General features: G+C 58.3%; 12 protein-coding genes and 1 tRNA gene. 6 read left to right on the plus strand and 7 right to left on the minus strand.

The window, feature by feature from the left end; genetic code table 11:
• Positions 1-31 precede the first annotated feature (31 nt).
• From QWI16_RS15125 to QWI16_RS15135, 3 genes are read left to right on the plus strand one after another with little or no spacing between them, the layout of a single operon-like run.
• Positions 32-1,153 (plus strand): efflux RND transporter periplasmic adaptor subunit, encoded by a 1,122-nt coding sequence (locus QWI16_RS15125; RefSeq protein WP_302714325.1) that lies wholly within the window; start codon positions 32-34, stop codon positions 1,151-1,153.
• A complete protein-coding gene (locus QWI16_RS15130; RefSeq protein ID WP_302714326.1) occupies positions 1,153-4,245 on the plus strand; it encodes an efflux RND transporter permease subunit in 3,093 nt (1,030 codons plus the stop codon). Before QWI16_RS15125 ends, QWI16_RS15130 begins: the two co-directional genes overlap by 1 nt.
• Positions 4,242-4,913, plus strand: a complete 672-nt coding sequence (locus QWI16_RS15135) for a CerR family C-terminal domain-containing protein (protein ID WP_302714327.1) — start codon at positions 4,242-4,244, stop codon at positions 4,911-4,913. Before QWI16_RS15130 ends, QWI16_RS15135 begins: the two co-directional genes overlap by 4 nt.
• On the opposite strand, the gene QWI16_RS15140 is transcribed toward QWI16_RS15135, so the two are convergent.
• From QWI16_RS15140 to rpsU, 6 genes are all read right to left on the minus strand, one after another.
• Positions 4,879-5,610, minus strand: coding sequence for a hypothetical protein (locus QWI16_RS15140; protein ID WP_302714328.1), 732 nt, complete (start codon positions 5,608-5,610; stop codon positions 4,879-4,881). The two genes, QWI16_RS15135 and QWI16_RS15140, sit on opposite strands and share 35 nt — an antisense overlap.
• Positions 5,611-5,988: 378 nt before the next feature.
• A tRNA-Ile gene (locus QWI16_RS15145) sits at positions 5,989-6,065 on the minus strand.
• 466 nt (positions 6,066-6,531) lie between these two features.
• Positions 6,532-8,343: an RNA polymerase sigma factor RpoD gene (rpoD, locus tag QWI16_RS15150; RefSeq protein WP_302714329.1), complete on the minus strand. Its 1,812-nt coding sequence runs from the start codon at positions 8,341-8,343 to the stop codon at positions 6,532-6,534.
• Between the two features lie 125 nt (positions 8,344-8,468).
• Positions 8,469-10,439, minus strand: a complete 1,971-nt coding sequence (gene dnaG / locus QWI16_RS15155; RefSeq protein ID WP_302714330.1) for a DNA primase — start codon at positions 10,437-10,439, stop codon at positions 8,469-8,471.
• 39 nt (positions 10,440-10,478) lie between these two features.
• On the minus strand, positions 10,479-10,928 hold the full coding sequence (locus tag QWI16_RS15160) for a GatB/YqeY domain-containing protein (RefSeq protein ID WP_302714331.1): 450 nt from the start codon (positions 10,926-10,928) through the stop codon (positions 10,479-10,481).
• Between the two features lie 54 nt (positions 10,929-10,982).
• Positions 10,983-11,198: a 30S ribosomal protein S21 gene (gene rpsU, locus QWI16_RS15165; RefSeq protein ID WP_302714333.1), complete on the minus strand. Its 216-nt coding sequence runs from the start codon at positions 11,196-11,198 to the stop codon at positions 10,983-10,985.
• A gap of 175 nt (positions 11,199-11,373) precedes the next feature.
• Between rpsU and tsaD the strand changes: the two genes are divergently transcribed.
• From tsaD to folK, 3 genes are read left to right on the plus strand one after another with little or no spacing between them, the layout of a single operon-like run.
• The gene (gene tsaD, locus QWI16_RS15170; protein WP_302714335.1) at positions 11,374-12,402 is read left to right on the plus strand and encodes a tRNA (adenosine(37)-N6)-threonylcarbamoyltransferase complex transferase subunit TsaD; all 1,029 of its coding nucleotides are present in this window, start codon (positions 11,374-11,376) and stop codon (positions 12,400-12,402) included.
• 25 nt (positions 12,403-12,427) lie between these two features.
• Positions 12,428-12,787 (plus strand): dihydroneopterin aldolase, encoded by a 360-nt coding sequence (gene folB, locus QWI16_RS15175; RefSeq protein ID WP_302714337.1) that lies wholly within the window; start codon positions 12,428-12,430, stop codon positions 12,785-12,787.
• Positions 12,784-13,308 carry a 2-amino-4-hydroxy-6-hydroxymethyldihydropteridine diphosphokinase gene (folK, locus tag QWI16_RS15180; protein WP_302714339.1) on the plus strand — a complete coding sequence of 175 codons (525 nt, stop codon included), beginning with the start codon at positions 12,784-12,786 and terminating at the stop codon, positions 13,306-13,308. The genes folB and folK overlap by 4 nt, the downstream gene beginning before the upstream one ends.
• An 18-nt stretch (positions 13,309-13,326) precedes the next feature.
• Here the strand turns inward: folK and QWI16_RS15185 are convergent, their stop codons facing one another.
• Entirely contained in the window at positions 13,327-14,292 is a 966-nt protein-coding gene (locus QWI16_RS15185) for a magnesium transporter CorA family protein (RefSeq protein ID WP_302714342.1), read from the minus strand.
• Between the last annotated feature and the right edge of the window lie 5 nt (positions 14,293-14,297).

Here is a 14,297-nt window from a genome sequence, read left to right on the forward strand (position 1 = left end):
CAATTGATTAAATTCTGGTTTGGAGGTAGGTGTGGCAGCAAACAGGCAGTGGCAGCGAAGACTCTGTGCGTGGGCACTGGTGCCGGCACTCTTGAGTGCCTGCAGTGAGACAGGCTCTCCTCAGGAACAGGACAAGCCAGCGCGTCTGGTGGACGTCGCCAGGGTGGTCCCCGCCAATGGCGCCAGCCAGACCAGCTTGACCGGTAAGGTGCGTGCGGTTGAGCGCACTGTATTGAGTTTTGAAGTGGGCGGTGAAATTGAACAGCTAAACGTGGATGTCGGCGATGCCATTGCCCGCGGCCAGGTGTTGGCCACACTGGATGCTGAACGCTACCGGCTCCAGCTCGAGCAGGCGCGAGCCTCAGCCTCAGAGGCGCAGGCGGCGCTCACGGAAAAGCGGCTCGACTATGAGCGCCAGCAGCAGTTGCAGGAACAGGGGTTTGTCAGCAACGCCAGCCTCGATGGGGCCAAGGCCGCCTTTGATACCGCCCAATCGCGTTATCGCTCTGCGCAGGCGGCGGTCAATATCGCGGCCAGAGATGTTGAGCTTACGCAGCTGAAAGCGCCTTTTGCCGGTGCCATCAGCGAGCGGTTGGCCCAGCCGGCACAGCGGGTAGCACCCAATGAGCCGGTGCTTGAGGCGCTCTCCGAGCGCGGTGGCTTTGAGGTCTACACGCATGTGCCCGAGGCGCTGGTGGGCAAGTTGGAGCTCGGCAGCGAGCAGCAGGTGCGAATCCCCGCGCTGCCCGATGCCGCCTACGCCGCCCGGATTGAACATGTGGGTAGCCAGCCCGCCTCCTCCAATAATTACCCTGTTGTGCTGGCACTGCAGACGCCGGGTGCCGACCTTCGCGCCGGCATGACCGCGCAAGTGCTACTCAGCTCCAGTTCGGGGATGCCCGAGGGGGTTGGCTTTTTGGTGCCCATGACTGCTTTGATCTATGCCGAAGACGCGAGTGTGTTTGTGTTGCGCCTCGGCGCTGACAACCGTTTAGAAAAAGTCGCTATTACCGTGTTGGAGCTGCGCCGGGATCGGGCGTTGGTCAGTGGCGAGCTCGGCGATGGTGAGCAAGTGGTTTCGCGCGGCGCCGAGTTTGTCGCCGCTGGCGACAAAGTTGCGGTGCTGGGCCAGGGTGCGGAGCGGTTTAATTGATGAATATTTCGCAATTGGCTTTCCGGTTTCGCCCGGTGGTCTATCTCGCTTTGTTTGTCGCCGTGGTCTTTGGTTTTAGCAACTACTTTAATTTGCCAGCCCGTGAAGATCCAAAAATCACCATTCGTGAAGCTCTGGTAAGCACCGCCTACCCCGGTCTCTCTGCCGAAGAGGTCGAGGAGAAAATCACCAAACCGCTGGAGGTGAGTATTCGCGAAGTGGGCGAGGTGGAGAAGGTGCGCTCCACGTCCATGCGCGGTCGCTCGCTGATTCATGTTGAAATTCGCGATGAATTTTTCGATCTCGATCAAATCTGGGATGAAGTGCGCGAGCAGATAGACGTCGCCAGACCGCAGCTTCCTGAGGGCACAGAGCCGACCGTCCTGAACGACGACTTTGGTGATGTGGCGGTCGTCACCGCCGCGCTGCGCTCGGAGGTGTTCTCTCATGCCGAGCAACAGGAAATAGCCGAGCACATTCGCGCTGAGCTCTATGGCGTGGAGGGCACTCGCCGGGTAGAGCTCCTAGGGATTCAGCCAGAGCGAATTTACATTGATTTGCCCGAGGCGCGCCTGGCGGAACTGGGTTTGTCACCGGGGCAGCTTGCCTCGCAGTTGCAGCAGCGCAATATCATGCCACCGGCGGCGGTGATGGAGGCGGGCCGGCAGCGGTTTGCCCTGCAAGTCAGCGGCGCCTACGACTCGCTAGAGGCTCTGGAAAATGCCGAGGTCTCTTTGCCGGGCGACGGCGGCTCTATGCGCCTTGGCGATCTCGGGCGCATAGAGCGAGGCTATCTTGAACCGGTGAGCCAGACGGCCTACTTTAACGGCGAGCGGGCTATTGTCTTCGCGATATCCATGCTCGATGGGCGCAGCGTGCTGGACTATGGCGCGCGGGTTAAAGCGCGTATCGAGCAGGTCAGGGATACCCTGCCGGCAGGGTATCGTCTGGACATTATGACGTTTCAGGCCGATCAGGTGGCCAACGCCGTTTACGGCGTGACCTACAGTGTGTTGCAAACGCTGGCCATTGTTCTCGGCGTGGTGATCCTCTTTCTCGGCGTGCGCACCGGTCTTATTGTCGGCTCGATTATTCCTGCCGTGATGCTGGTGACCTTGGGGGTCATGGGCTTTATCGACATGTCGCTGCAACGTATGAGCCTGGCCACACTGGTGATCTCTCTGGGCTTGCTGGTGGATAACGCCATTGTGGTCGCCGAGGACTTTAAAACCCGTTTGGAATCGGGTGATACCCGGGATGAAGCCCTGGCCAACACCGGCTCGGAGTTGGCGCTACCGCTGCTGTCCTCAACGCTCACCACCATTATGGTGTTTTTGCCGTTGATGCTCGCCAATCATGTTGCCGGCGAGTATACCCGCTCCATTTCCATTGTCATTGCGATCACCTTGATGGGCTCGTGGCTGTTGTCATTGACGGTGACGCCGGCTCTGTGTCATCGCTTCTTAACCGCGCCTGGACCATCGAACGCCCGGGGTGGTGATAAGCCAACGCTCTCGGATAAGCTGTTTGGCGCCATGAGTCGGCGCTATGAATTCCTGTTGCGGGGCATTCTCGCTCATCGCGTTTTGTTTTTGGCCGCAATGGCGGCGCTTTTGGTCGTCGGCATAGGACTGATGCAGCTGGTGCCGAAAAAATTCTTTCCCGACTCGGACCGCAATCAGGTGCTGGTGTACCTGGATTTTCCGGTGGATATCTCCCCCACACTCGCCGATGAATCCGTTCGCGAAATCAGCGAAAAGCTACTCGCTGAACCCACCTTGCAAGATGAGGTGGACAGCGTCGCTGGCTACGCAGGTTTTGGCGGCCCCCGGTTTGTGCTGTCCCTGACGCCGATTGATCCGGCGCCCAACAAAGGTTTTATTGTCGCCAATGTCAATGGCCGGGATCGCGTGGATCATGTGATAGAGGTGATGCGAGGCTTTTGGGGCCGCGAGTTTCCTGAGCTGCAAGCGCAAGTGGTGAAAATGTTTCTCGGCCCATCAGACAGCAACCTTTTGGAAGTGCAGATAAAAGGGCCGGACCGCGAGGTGTTGTTTGCAACGGCGAAAGACGTTGAAACGATTTTAGCAGGGTTGTCCGGTGCGCGGGACATTAAGCACAGCTGGGAGGCTCGCGTACCCGCTCTAAGCATTGATGTCAATCAGGCGCAGGCGCGCGCCGCCGGTGTGACCTCGCAGGACATTGCCCGCTCACTGGCTGGCGCCATCGATGGCTACCAGTTGTCGCGGTTTCGCCAGGGGGACAACCTGATTCCCATTATTCTGCGCTACGAGGACGAAGAGAGAGCCAGTCTTGAGCGACTGAAATCTCTGACCGTCTACCCGCTGGAAAGCGGCGGCGCCGGTGTGCCCTTGAATCAAGTGGCCAAGGTCCGGCTGGACAGTGGTTACGCCCGCATCGATCGCGAGGATTTGGTTCGCACCATTACCGTCGAGGGGCGCAGCAAGGTGCTTACTGCCGAGCAAATGCAACCCATGGTTGATGAGCAGTTGCGGGCGCTGGAGAAAACGCTGCCGCCGGGGCACTGGATTGAGTATGACGGCGTGGTGCAGGAGTCGGCCGAAGGTCAGGCTGCACTTCAGGCAAACCTGCCTCTGTGCCTTGGTTTGATTATCATTTTGCTGGTAGCGCAGTTTAACTCTTTCAAGCGTCCGCTGCTTATTGTCGTCACGATTCCGCTGGTGACCCTGGGCGTTGCGCTCGGGCTGTTGATCATGCGTGCGAACTTTGGCTTTATGGTGCTGCTCGGCTTGTACAGCCTGGCGGGTATTATTATCAATAACGCCATCGTCCTGATCGACCGCATTGATATCGACAGGGCCAACCCGGATTATTCCGATCACGAGGCGGTCATTAAGGCCTCGGTGCGTCGCTTGCGTCCGATTATTATGTCCACCGTGACCACGGTACTCGGCTTTATGCCGTTGATCATTGGTCGCGATCCGCTGTTTTATGGAATGGCTTGTGCGATGGCGTTTGGTTTGGCGGTGGGTACCCTAATGTCTCTGGCCGTGGTGCCGGTGCTCTATAGCTACGCGTTTAGAATTCATCCACAGGGGAAGGCCGCATGACGCAAAAAAAAGCGAATGCGCGCCCGGCTCTTGCTCAAGGTGACAGCACCGAAGCCAAGTTGCTGGATGCCGGAATGGCGTTGTTTGGCGAGCTGGGCTTTAAGGCGACCACCACACGTATGATTGCCGATCGCGCCGGCGCCAATATCGGCTCCATTGCCTACTACTTTGGCAATAAGCGCGGTTTGTACCTCGCTATTGCCGAGCACATCGGCCAGCACCTCAAGGAAAAGCTCGGCATTGCCCAACTGTTTGCCGAGGCGCCTCCCGCGGACGAGCTCTCACCAGTATTGGCACTGGAGCTGCTCAATCAGTTGGCGAATAAAATGATTGACCTTTTCGCCTGTGACCGCGAGGCGGAAAAGTGGCTAATGGTCATCATGAGAGAGCAGGTTAATCCAACAGAGGCGTTTGAACACCTATACAAAAACGCCTTTTTGCAGGTTCATTCCACCTTGAGTTTTCTGATCTCACGGTTGATGAAGCGCAGTGCCGAAGAAGATGAAGTCCTCATGGAAACGCACTTTCTGGTAGGGCGAATTGTGTTTCTGTTGGTGGGGAAAACCCCTCTGTTGCGGCGCCTGGGGCAAACGGGCGGCTACAGTGAAGAGACCGTTGTTCTGGCCAAAGGGGTTATGGCGCGGCACCTGCGCCAGCTGGTGAATTAATGGCACGGTCTTCGAGCTGGCGTTCCAGGCCCGCCAGGATATCGTCGCCCTCGCTGGAGCTGCCCTGACAGTTACTCAGGTACCAGTTCTGGGTGATGCCGCCCCGGTCCTTCGCGGCAGAGCGCAGGCAGGTGCCTTTTCCGAGGTCCACATAGGTGCGCCCGCTGACGTCTGTGTAACTGGTGGCGCGGTCGGTAGTCGCCGCACGCGGGTCGGAGCCCTGCGCCTCGCGCAGCTGCCTGCGCAAAGTGGGGTTAAAAACCACACCGGGACGGCTGGCGTGTGGCGTCGGTGGTGTCTCCACCGGCGGTGAGAGTGTTGCAGAAGCCGCCGTGCTCTGCGTTTGCAGTTTTGTTTCCTGTGGTTCCCGTTTTGGCTGTGGCCTTGGCTGAGGCTCGGGTAGCGCGTCGGTGTGGCTACTGGTGGTTTGGTGCTGATCAGGTGCTGGTTGTGGTCTGCTGTCCTTAGGTTTTGGTGCGACGGCTGTCATCGTCAAGCGCAGCTGCAGCGAGGGTGAGCCCGGTGTGTCCGGCACCGCGTTTAGTGGCAGCTGCCAATAGAGGGCCAGGGCAAGATGCGCGGCAAGGGACACCGTAAAAGCCACTAGGGTCGCCTTGCTAAAGCGCTTGGGTGGTTGCGCGCGCGCTGTAATCGCTTCGGGTTGAAAGTCGTTTTGTTTGCCGGTCAGCAGATCCATGGCCTGGGCACAGTGCTAGTTGTTTTGGGTTCTATGCCAGACAAGGCCTGGGCCGAATGGTTCAAAGCGCAAGGCAGGTTGGTATGGACTGTCGTGAGTAGAAAGGCGAAGATAAAAAGACAAATGGGTCCGAGGCATCAGCGAGGTCAAGGCCATAAAAAAGCCGCTACCTAAGAGGTAGCGGCTTTCTGGATGGTGGGCCTTCCCAGAGTGGACTCGGCACGTCCTGTGCCTCGGGCGTTGCCCGCCGTCGCTGCGCTCCCGCGCCCAAATTTGATCCCGTCAAATTTGTGAACTGGCCAGAGCGAACAGCATTGAGCAGACAATATCTAATAAAAAACCCCACTCAGCTTAAGCGGAGTGGGGTTTTTTATTAGATGGTGGGCCTTCCCAGACTTGAACTGGGGACCTGCCGATTATGAGTCGGATGCTCTAACCAACTGAGCTAAAGGCCCTGAACTTGATCTTTTGTCCTCTGAACTGCGTTGCTTGCTCGTCATCCTCAGTCACATATTAATATATGCTCCTTGCGGGTGTCTCCCAAGCGCCTTGTCAGTGAACAAAACCTACTGCGTTCAGTAGTGATGTTCTTTTCCGCTGTAGCGTCGTCGCATTCTTGACCGCCATGGATGGCGGAAATGCCGTTTTTGCATGGAGCTCTAAACGGCCGCCTCACTCAGTCACATACTCGATGTATGCTCCCTCGTTCGTCTGCGCGGCTCCTAGCTACAACGAAAAATCCCTGCGTTTAAACTTGCTTTTTTGTTCTCTGAGCGGTGTTGCCTAGTCAGTGAACAAAACCTACTGCGTTCAGTAGTAATATTCGTTTTTGTGGTGAATAATGAACCGTTCACCGTTCACCGTTCACCGTTCACCGTTTCGGAGCGGCATTATAGCCGGCTCCGAATGCACGTAAATCCCTTATTCGTCCAAAAAGCTGCGCAGGTGATCGGAGCGCGAGGGATGGCGCAGTTTGCGCAGTGCCTTGGCCTCGATTTGACGAATACGCTCACGGGTGACGTCGAACTGTTTGCCCACTTCCTCGAGGGTGTGGTCGGTGTTCATGTCGATGCCGAAGCGCATGCGCAGTACTTTGGCTTCGCGGGCGGTGAGGCCGGCGAGTACTTCCCGGGTGGACTCGGTCAGGCCGATGCTGGTGGCTGAGTCCACAGGGGAGACGATGGTGGTATCCTCGATAAAGTCACCCAGGTGCGAATCTTCATCGTCACCAATGGGCGTCTCCATGGAAATGGGCTCTTTGGCAATCTTGAGGACTTTGCGTACTTTGTCCTCTGGCATTTCCATACGCTCGCCCAGTTCTTCCGGGGTGGGTTCGCGTCCCATTTCCTGCAGCATTTGACGCGAAACCCGGTTGAGTTTGTTGATGGTTTCGATCATGTGCACAGGAATACGGATGGTGCGCGCCTGATCCGCAATGGAGCGGGTAATCGCCTGGCGAATCCACCAGGTAGCGTAAGTCGAGAACTTGTAGCCGCGGCGATACTCGAACTTGTCCACGGCTTTCATCAGGCCGATGTTGCCCTCCTGAATCAAATCCAGGAACTGCAGGCCGCGGTTGGTGTATTTTTTAGCGATAGAAATCACCAGGCGCAGGTTGGCCTCGACCATTTCCTTTTTCGCGCGGCGTGCCCGGGCCTCGCCAATGGACATGCGACGATTGATGTCTTTGATGGCAACCAAGTTCAGGCCGCTCTCTTCTTCGACTTGCAGCAGCTTGCGCTGAGCGCGCACGATATCAGCTTCCAGAGGCTTGAGTGCCTCGGAGTAATCGCGCTTTTTCTTGATGATCTCGGCAATCCACTGTTCGTTGGATTCGTTGCCGGGGAATTCTTTAACAAAGGTTTTGCGCGGCATTTTCGCTTTGCGCACGCACAACTCCATGATGGTGCGCTCTTCTTGGCGGGCGCGATCGAGAATGCTGCGTACGCTGGCGTAAATCGGATCGAACTGACGCGGTGGCAGTTTGAAAAACTTGAACACTTCGCCCAGGGCGTCCAGCTCTTTGTCCGCCTGTTTGCTGTCGCGGCCGTGCTTCTCGACGGTTTTCTCCGCTTTTGCCAGCTGCTTTTTCAGCGCAGTAAAACGCTCTTTTGCTTCTTCCGGGTCAACGCCGGAGGTGCTTTCTTCGTCGTCTTCGCCGTTGTCGTCGTCGTTTTTCGCAGGCGTGGCGCCGGCGGTGGGGATCTCATCGGACGGGTCCAGCCAGCCGATAATGACATCGGCCAGGCGGCGCTCTTCTTTGGCGACCAGATCGTACTCGTCGATGACTTGCTGCACAGTGCCGGGCCAGTGGGACAGGGCGTGCATCAGCTCGCGCACACCTTCTTCGATGCGCTTGGCAATGGCAATTTCGCCTTCGCGGGTCAACAGCTCAACCGTGCCCATTTCGCGCATGTACATGCGCACAGGGTCTGTGGTGCGACCTGCCTCGGTTTCCACCGCAGCCAGGGCAGCGGCGGCTTCAGCGGCGGCAATCTCGTCGGCCGAGGAGTCGCCATCGGCCATCAACAGGGTATCGGCGTCCGGCGCCTGCTCAAAGACGCGAATGCCCATATCGTTGATCATCTGAATGATGTCTTCAACCTGATCCGGATCGGAGATGTCCTCGGGCAGGTGGTCATTCACTTCGGAGTAGGTCAGGTAACCCTGTTCTTTACCTCGAGCGATGAGCTCTTTAATACGAGACTGTTGCTGTTTAGCGTCGTCAGCCATTCGGAACCCTGTGAAAAGTAGCAGTTAAAAAGCAAGCGCGGGATTATAGCCTAAAGGGTTGGGTGAGTTCTAGGAAATTCAAGGTAGCTGGCTGAAAAATAGGGGGAAAATGCCGCTGTCGGGCGCTACTCGGGCCGCTTGCCGATCGCCTCTGCGTAGAGCGCGCTTTTCTCCTCGCGCGACAGATGCTGCGCTTCGGGGCTCTTCAGTCGCGCCATGGCCCGGCCTCGGCGCTGGCGGTCGAGTTGCTCGCGGACTTTTCTCAGGCTCGATTGCAGTGCGGCGGCCGGCTTGTAGGCGTGCTCATCGCCCTGTTCGGCCTTGCTCAGGCTGGCGGCAGCGCGCAGCAAGTCATTGCCGGCGATGGCGGCCAGCAGGTCGCACTCGGCTTCGCCGTAGTTGGCACGCCAGTGGCCCAGAATATGGGGCAGCTGATAGTGCGGCCGCTCGTTGAGCAGTTTTAGCAGGCGGCCTAAGCGTCGCAGCTCAAGGCTGTCCTGATTGAGCCAGAAATCGTGCTCGGGCTCCTGGCGGGCGAGTTCGGGCTCTGCCAGCAGCAGGGCAATAGCTTTGTGTTCGGGCGGCATCAGGTAGCGGCCCGGCACTGTCGGCGCCGGGCGCTCTGCAGGCTCGGCGTCTGGCTCGGGTTCGTCGTAGGCCGACAGCGGAATCTCTTCGAGGGGCGGCCCTGAGGCCTCTTCTGGTGTGTAGCTTAGCTCCGGCTGTAGCTCAGAGACTTTCACGGTGGCCGCGGCTTCCGGCGCCTCAGGGGCTCTGTGCGAGGGCAGCGGCTCGGGGGTGTCCACCAGCTCTTCCAGTGTCGCCCGGTTGAGCCCGGTGCGGTTCGCCAGGGCATCAAACATCAGCTCTTTAAACACGCCCTTGGGCAGCTGGGCGAGCAGGGGCGCGGCGCGCTTGCTCAGGTGGGCGCGACCTTCCATGGTGCGAATGTTGATGCCCTCGGCGGCGGCGTCAAAGAGGTAGTCTTCGAGTGGTACTGCCATATTGATCAGGTTTTCAAACTTGTCGGGCCCGATTTGGCGCACCAGCGTATCCGGATCCTCACCCTCGGGCAAAAACAGGAATTTGACCTGCCGCCCGTCGGTCATGGCCGGCAGGGCGGACTCCAATGCACGGGTGGCGGCGCGCCGTCCCGCGCTATCGCCGTCGAAGCAAAACACCACCTCGCTGGTGTAGCGAAAGGCGCGTTGCAAGTGTTCTTCGCCGCAGGCTGTACCCAGAGTGGCGACACCGTAGCGGATACCAAACTGTGCCAGGCTGACCACGTCCATATAACCTTCTACCACCAGAAGGCGTGGCAGGTTGCGGTACGCCAGGCGAGCCTCGTGTAAGCCGTAGAGTTCTTGCCCTTTGTGGAAGACCGGTGTCTCGGGCGAGTTCAGGTACTTGGGTTTGTCGTCTCCCAGAACCCGCCCGCCAAAGCCGATGACCCGGCCCCGGGTGTCGCGAATCGGGAACATGATGCGGTAGCGAAAGCGGTCGTAGAGACGGTCTGAGCCCTCGGGCTGAATCAGCATGCCGGCGGTGAGCAGGCCGTCGCGCTCCTCGGCGCTAGTGCCCAGGGCCTTGAGTAAGTTGTCCCATCCCGGTGGCGCGTAACCAATGCCGTAATCGCGGGCGATGCGTCCGTCCAGGCCGCGACCTTTGAGGTAATCCACCGCTTTTGCCCGGCCGGGATGATGGCGCAGCTGGTCGGCGTAGTAGTCGCAGGCCTTTTCCAACAGCTCGTACAGCCGCTTGCGCAGCCGCTCCTGGCGCGAACTGGCGGGTGTGGCCTCTTCTTTGGGTACATCCAGGCCGCACAGGTGAGCGAGCTGCTCCACCGCTTCGGGGAAGGCGATGCGCTCGTAATCCATGATAAAACCGACGGCATTGCCACTGGCGCCACAGCCAAAGCAGTAATAGAACTGTTTGTCGGGGCTGACAGTGAAGGACGGGGTCTTTTCGTCGTGAAAGGGGCAGCAGGCTGCGTAGTTTTTGCCCGTCTTTTTCAGTTTGACGCGATGATCCACCACCTCGACAATGTCGACGCGGTCAAGCAGTTCATCAATAAAGGACTGGGGGATGCGACTCATGGAGAGAGTTTAGCGGGAATGAGTCGAGCAGGTAAGCCGTTAGCCCAGGCTGGCTTTAATCCGTTTGCTGACATCGGCCATATCGGCCCGGCCCTGTACCTGAGGCTTGATTAAGCCCATGACTTTGCCCATATCGCGCATTTCGTTCGCGCCTGTCTGGGCGATGGCCTTATCGACAATCTCGTCCAGCTCGGCATCGGTCAGCGGCTGCGGTAGAAATTCGCTGATCACGGCGCTCTCGGCGCGCTCTTGCTCGGCAAGCTCTGTGCGTCCGGCGTTCTCGTATTGCTCTATTGAGTCGCGGCGCTGTTTGAGCATTTTGTCGAGCACGGCCAGTACTCTGGCGTCATCCAGCTCAATACGCTCGTCCACTTCAATACGCTTAAATTCGGCATTAATGAGACGCAAAACCGCCACGCGCGCTTTGTCTCTTGCGCGCATGGCGGTTTTCAGCTCGTCATTAATCCGGGTTTGGAGTGCAGAAGCCATACATTTCCCGTCTTGCAGAGCTGGTACGCCGCCTAAAGGGCGGCCTACCGATGATCAGTACAGGCGCTGAAACTTGCGAGATTCGCGCTGCACTTTCTTGGCGTGACGCTTAACCGCCGCTGCCATGTTGCGCTTGCGCACAGAAGTGGGCTTCTCGTAGAACTCGCGGCTGCGAACTTCGGCCAAAACACCCGCTTTCTCGCAGGCACGCTTGAAACGACGCAGGGCGACGTCAAACGGCTCGTTTTCTTTAATCTTTACTGAAGGCATGTGGTTACCTTTGGTTAAACAAAAAAAATGTCTCACGCTCTAAGGGGGCGGGATTTTATACACATACAGTGGTCGCTGCAAGGGCAATTTACGGCTTTTTTGACCCCTTTGGCTGGCCCCCCGTGGAGCCGATCTATATGATAGCGTGCTTTTATGACAGAGAGATCGGAGATTCATGCGGGTACTGGGTATTGAAACCTCGTGCGACGAGACCGGAATAGCGCTTTACGATACCGAGCGCGGTTTGCTGGCCCATGAGCTGTACTCTCAGATTGCCCTGCATGCCGAGTACGGCGGTGTGGTCCCGGAGCTGGCCTCGCGGGATCACGTGCGTAAGATCCTGCCGCTGATTCGCGGTGTGATGGCTCGTGCGCAGGTGGCGCCCGAGCAAATCGAGGGGGTGGCTTACACCGCCGGCCCGGGGTTAGTGGGGGCGCTGATGGTGGGTGCCAGCGTCGGGCGCTCGCTGGCCTATGCCTGGGGTGTGCCGGCTATCGGCGTGCACCACATGGAGGGGCATCTGCTCGCCCCGATGCTGGAGAACAATCCGCCCGAGTTTCCCTTTGTTGCCCTGCTGGTGTCCGGCGGGCACACCCAATTGGTCAAGGTCGACGGCATTGGGCGTTATCAGTTGCTCGGTGAGTCGCTTGACGATGCCGCGGGCGAGGCCTTTGACAAAGCGGCGAAAATGCTGGACCTGGATTACCCCGGTGGGCCACACATTGCACGCCTGGCGCAGTCGGGCCGCCCCGGGCGCTTTACCTTTCCCCGGCCGATGATCGACAGGCCGGGACTGGATTTCAGTTTTTCAGGCCTGAAGACCTACACACTGAATACCGTCGCTGAGCACAAGCAAACCGATGGCCTGCCCGATGAGCAAACCTCGGCCGATATTGCTCACGCCTTCGAGGAGGCGGTGGTGTCTACTTTGGTGATCAAGTGCCGCCGGGCGCTGGAGGCGACTGGCTTCGAGCGTTTGGTGATTGCCGGGGGGGTATCGGCCAATCAGCGTCTGCGCAGCGAGTTGGAAAAAGCCCTGGCCAAAATCGGCGCCGGCGTCTTTTACGCCCGCCACGAATTCTGTACCGATAACGGCGCCATGATCGCCTACGCGGGTGCCCAGCGCCTGGCCGCCGGTCAGAGTGAAGGTTTACCCATCAACGTTCGCCCGCGCTGGCCGCTGGACAGCCTGCCGCCCCTGTAGCCTGCCGCATCGACAAGAGATCATCATGGATATCGTCTATATCAGAGATTTGCAGATTCAAACCATTATCGGCATCTACGACTGGGAGCGCGAGGTGCGCCAAACGGTCAGCCTGGACTTGGAAATGGCCAGCGATATTCGCCGCGCTGCCGAGACCGACGACATCCAGTATGCGCTGAACTACAAAGCCGTCTCCAAGCACATTATTGCCTACGTCGAAGGGCGCAACGCCCTGCTGGTGGAGTCGCTGGCTGAGGAAATTGCCGCGCTGGTGCGCGAGGAGTTTAAGGTGCCTTGGCTGCGTCTGCGTCTGAGCAAGCCGGGTGCCTTGCGTGGCGCGCGCGACGTGGGCCTGATTATCGAGCGAGGGGCAAAGCCGGCATGAGCCGTGTTTTTTTGAGTCTGGGCAGTAACATTGATCGCTACCGCCATATTGCGGCGGCGCTGGATGCGTTAAGTGCGCAGTTTGCGTGCCTGGATATTTCCACCGTCTACGAAAGCGAAGCGGTGGGCTTTGCCGGGCGCAATTTTCTCAACCTGGTGGTCGGTGTCGATACCGAGCTCAGCATCGCCGAATTGTCGGCGCGGCTCAAACAGATTGAAGATGACAATGGCCGCAACCGCTCGGGCCCCAAATTCAGCCCGCGTACTCTGGATATTGATATTCTGACGGTGGACGATCTGGTGGGCGATAGAGAGGGCGTGCACCTGCCGCGCGATGAAATCACCAAAAACGCCTTTGTGCTTTTACCCATGGCCGAACTCGCCCCTGACACCCCACATCCAGCTTTGGGCGTCACTTACGCCGAACTTTGGCGCGCTTACGATAAAAGCCAGCAAAAACTCTGGCCTGTGGCCTTCGAGTGGCGTGGCCGCGACCTTAGTGCGACCTCAGCTCGACCCTAGCGCCACCGCTTGGCTGGTTCACAGCCAGCGCAAACGGCGAAACAGGGCCAGCAGTCCAACGCCGATCATGGCCATCAGTCCCATGACGATAAAGTAGCCGTTGTGAAACTGCAGCTCGGGTATGTACTCGAAGTTCATGCCGTAGATACCGGCAATAAACGTCAGGGGGACAAAGATCGCAGTGATCACCGTGAGCACGCGCATGGTGTTATTGAGCATGTGGGAAGTCAGCGATAGGTAGCCTTCGATCAGGTCGCCGCAAATTTCGTAGTACATGGTTGCCAGGCTGTGCACCCGCTCGCAGCGGTCGTACAAATCCTGCAGGGCGTGGACAATGTCCGGTTCTGTGGTCAGTAATAATTCCGGTGTTTCTTTCAACAGGGTCTGAGCAATCCGCTCGTGGTAGTTGAAAATGCGTTTGAGCTTGCGCAGGCGTGATTTGTACATGATCAGCGAGCGCATAATCTGGTCGCTGGGTTTTTCCTGCATGGCGTCTTCCAGCTCGTTGATACGCTCCTCAAAGGTCAGTACGGCTTCCAGGTAGCGGCCCACCGAGTAGTGCAAGATACGTGTGGCGAGCACTGCAGGCTGGCGCAAGAGCTCGCTTTTGCTGTCGTTCCAGTGCTGCTGAATGCTCATGGATTTACCCTGGTGCACACTGATCAGGCAGCGCTCTTCGGCAAACAGGGCAATGGGCACCAACTCTACGTTCAGCTCTTCATCAAAACTGGTGATGCCGCGGTAGAGAATAAGCACTTGGTTATCGAAGGTTTCGGTTTTCGGGGGGTGGCGCTTGCGCTGAGCGTCCTCCACGGCGAGGGGGTGGCAGTCCAGCGATAGCAGCAGTTCGCGCTCGGCGCTGGTGTTCTCACTCAGTATGTCGACCCACAGGTAACCCTCCTTGTCTTTCTGCCAGAGTGCAATTTGTTCTACGCCGCCAATACGGCGCTCGCCGTCCCCGGTTAACCAGAGCGTTTTAATCATGGAGT

Source organism: Gilvimarinus algae (assembly GCF_030518215.1).
In the GTDB taxonomy this organism is placed as follows: Bacteria; Pseudomonadota; Gammaproteobacteria; order Pseudomonadales; family Cellvibrionaceae; genus Gilvimarinus; species Gilvimarinus algae.

Coding starts and splice junctions, on each gene's coding strand:
- rpsU (WP_302714333.1), bottom strand. CDS start 11,198: ATGCCTTCAGTAAAGATTAAAGAAAACGAGCCGTTTGACGTCGCCCTG.
- QWI16_RS15130 (WP_302714326.1), top strand. CDS start 1,153: ATGAATATTTCGCAATTGGCTTTCCGGTTTCGCCCGGTGGTCTATCTC.
- folB (WP_302714337.1), top strand. CDS start 12,428: ATGGATATCGTCTATATCAGAGATTTGCAGATTCAAACCATTATCGGC.
- tsaD (WP_302714335.1), top strand. CDS start 11,374: ATGCGGGTACTGGGTATTGAAACCTCGTGCGACGAGACCGGAATAGCG.
- QWI16_RS15185 (WP_302714342.1), bottom strand. CDS start 14,292: ATGATTAAAACGCTCTGGTTAACCGGGGACGGCGAGCGCCGTATTGGC.
- QWI16_RS15135 (WP_302714327.1), top strand. CDS start 4,242: ATGACGCAAAAAAAAGCGAATGCGCGCCCGGCTCTTGCTCAAGGTGAC.
- QWI16_RS15160 (WP_302714331.1), bottom strand. CDS start 10,928: ATGGCTTCTGCACTCCAAACCCGGATTAATGACGAGCTGAAAACCGCC.
- folK (WP_302714339.1), top strand. CDS start 12,784: ATGAGCCGTGTTTTTTTGAGTCTGGGCAGTAACATTGATCGCTACCGC.
- rpoD (WP_302714329.1), bottom strand. CDS start 8,343: ATGGCTGACGACGCTAAACAGCAACAGTCTCGTATTAAAGAGCTCATC.
- dnaG (WP_302714330.1), bottom strand. CDS start 10,439: ATGAGTCGCATCCCCCAGTCCTTTATTGATGAACTGCTTGACCGCGTC.
- QWI16_RS15140 (WP_302714328.1), bottom strand. CDS start 5,610: ATGGATCTGCTGACCGGCAAACAAAACGACTTTCAACCCGAAGCGATT.